We start from the raw sequence: 2,740 nt of genomic DNA, 5'->3' as shown, positions 1-2,740 counted from the left end.
AAAAAGGAACAAAAAAGGGATATGAAGAATATTAAGACTTATGAATTAAAGAAAATTTTAAAGAACACTTTAAAGAATAAAGTGAGTATAAATGATAAAACTGTAATAAGATATTTAATTTTTGGATTTATAGGAATATCATCAATGACTTATGGAGCTTGGTTAGCAATAGATGATAGTAAAGGAACTGTTGGAAAATCAGGCAGATCTAGCAATGATGGAGAATATAATAGTAAAAATAATGTAATACTAGCAAAATATGATACTAAATATAACACAGAACACTCAGTTGTAATAGGAGCAGGTGGAAAAACGCATGCTAAGGGTTCAGAAAATGTGGTAATAGGGTTCAACGCTATATCTGAGAAGGCAGAAAGTGTTGTAATAGGTGCTAATACAAAATCTGATATAAAAAAATCTGTAGTTCTTGGTAGCCATGCACATGTGTATAAAGATCATTTTAATATTAATAATGGTGTTGGAGATAGTGATGAACAAGGGGTTGCAATAGGAAATGCAGTTTTCTCAACAGCCCAAGCAACATCTGTAGGAAATAATACTTATGCTATAGGAAGATCTTCTATAGCAATAGGTAATGATGATGTATCTTCATATGTTCAGCCTGTTACAGATTATGATTATAAAAATTATTTCAAGGAACTTTACGGTAAAATAGATATTAATGGATCAGTGTATGGATATGCAAACGGGAGTAAAGTTTCAGGTAAGGAAGGAAATCATAAATACTCACCAACATTAGCCCAAGGACATGGATCAATAGCCATAGGTTCTAGGTCTATAGCTTATGCTGATGGAGCAACAGCCTTAGGAACTCTTGCTTATGCACTTAAAAAGGGATCAACAGCTATAGGAACATTAACAAGAGCAGAAGGAGAAGGATCAATAGCAATAGGAAGAGAAACTAATGTATTTTCTCCAAATGCTATAGCTTCAGGTAATAAGACATTAGTTCTATCAGAGGGTGGAGCAGCATACGGATTTTCAGCTATTTCAGGAGGACAAAATTCTATAGCAATAGGAACAGATGTTTATTCTAATGTTGACTATGATTATGATAGTAAAGTTAAATTAAAATCTAATTCAGAAACCGTAAATACAAATCTATTTGGAAATTTAAATGATTATGGAGATGTTGGAAGTAAAGAAAATAAAAGAGGTTTATACGGTTTTGACTTAAATGGTGTAGCAAAAACTATCTTAGGACTTGGAGAACATGAACCGCATAGTAATGTAAATGGAGCAAAAAAAGAAAGTTATTTAAAAAGTGGAGATTATTTTATAGGAGCTAAAAGCTATATAGACGGTATAGAAAAAGCTTTTGTAGAAGCAAAAGATGACAAAGATACAAAAACAGATATATTAAAAATAAAAACAGAAGAAAAAAACGGAGTAAAAGACATAGCTAAAAGTAGTGGAAAAAATGCAATAGTTATAGGAAGTAAATCAGGAGCCTTTGGAGACAATGCTATAGCATTAGGAAGAGGGTCATTTTCACTTAAAGAAAATTCTATATCTATAGGATCTTATTCATATACTAAAGATAAGAATTCTATAGCTATAGGTATAGCATCAAGAGCATTAGCTGAAGGTTCAATAACATTTGGAAATGGAGCAGGGATAGATATCAAAGGTAAGAATTCTATGGTTTATGGACATGGATCAGTAGCTTATGCTCCAAATTCAGTAATACTAGGAATAAACTCACGTCTATGGGGAGATGGAGGAGACTCTATTATCATAGGAAATGATGCCCTTATAACTGATTTAAAAAAAGATGGTAAAGTAGTAGATGGACACAATGGGAAATCAGTATTAGCATTAGGAAATAAAACAAATGCAACATTAGATAACTCAGTAGCTTTAGGATACTTATCTGCAACAGATTACACACAAGCAGATTTAAATAAGCCAGGGTATACGGCAAGAGGATCATATTCAATACCAAGTTCTGCTAAGGTAGGAGTAATCTCTGTAGGTAAAAAAGGACATGAAAGAAGAATAATAAATGTAGCTAGTGGATATAGAGATTCAGATGCAGTAAATGTAGCTCAACTTAAAACATTAGAAGATAGATTAGATGGAGCAACAGAAGAATTAGATGACAAGGTTAGATATTTTTCTGTAAATGCAGAAAATGATTTAACTAATATAGTAAGAAGAGAGATAGATTACAAGAACTATGTTAAATTAAAAGTACAGATGTTGACAATAGATGCAAGAAAAAAAGCTGGAGAAACAATAAATGAGACAAATGTTGCAGGTTTAAAAGATAAATTAGATGAACTAGAAAAGAAAGATGTAAAGGATAAAGCAACTTCAATTAAAGCTTTAAATATAGATGATAATAAATATCAAGATAATGGTACTTTTAATATAGATAAGTATATGGAGGACTTGGAGAAAGCAAAAGAAAAAGACTTATCTAAGAATATAGTTGATAATATCTTATCTAAAGAAGAAAAAAAGAGAATAGAGGAAGAAAATTATTCTAATAAAGGGGCAAAAGGAAAAGATTCAATAGCAATAGGACATAAGGCTGGTACAGATAAAATGGCTGACAATGCAATAGCAATAGGAAATGGAGCAAAAGCAACAGCTAAAGATAGTATAGTGTTAGGTAGCTTTTCTAAGAATACGGCTGATATAAGTAAAGCAGGCTATGATGTTACTAAAAATACAAATTCAACTGAAAATGATTCAATATGGAAACCAACTAAGG

Annotated in this window: 1 pseudogene; it reads left to right on the top strand. The window is 31.4% G+C overall.

From position 1 onward, the window contains the following. Positions 1-21 precede the first annotated feature (21 nt). A pseudogene (locus BUE91_RS02850) lies at positions 22-2,740 on the top strand (adhesin); the annotation flags it as partial.

The organism is Streptobacillus notomytis (genome assembly GCF_001902585.1).
GTDB classification, from domain to species: Bacteria; Fusobacteriota; Fusobacteriia; order Fusobacteriales; family Leptotrichiaceae; genus Streptobacillus; species Streptobacillus notomytis.
This window is presented reverse-complemented; position numbering and strand designations above follow the sequence as displayed.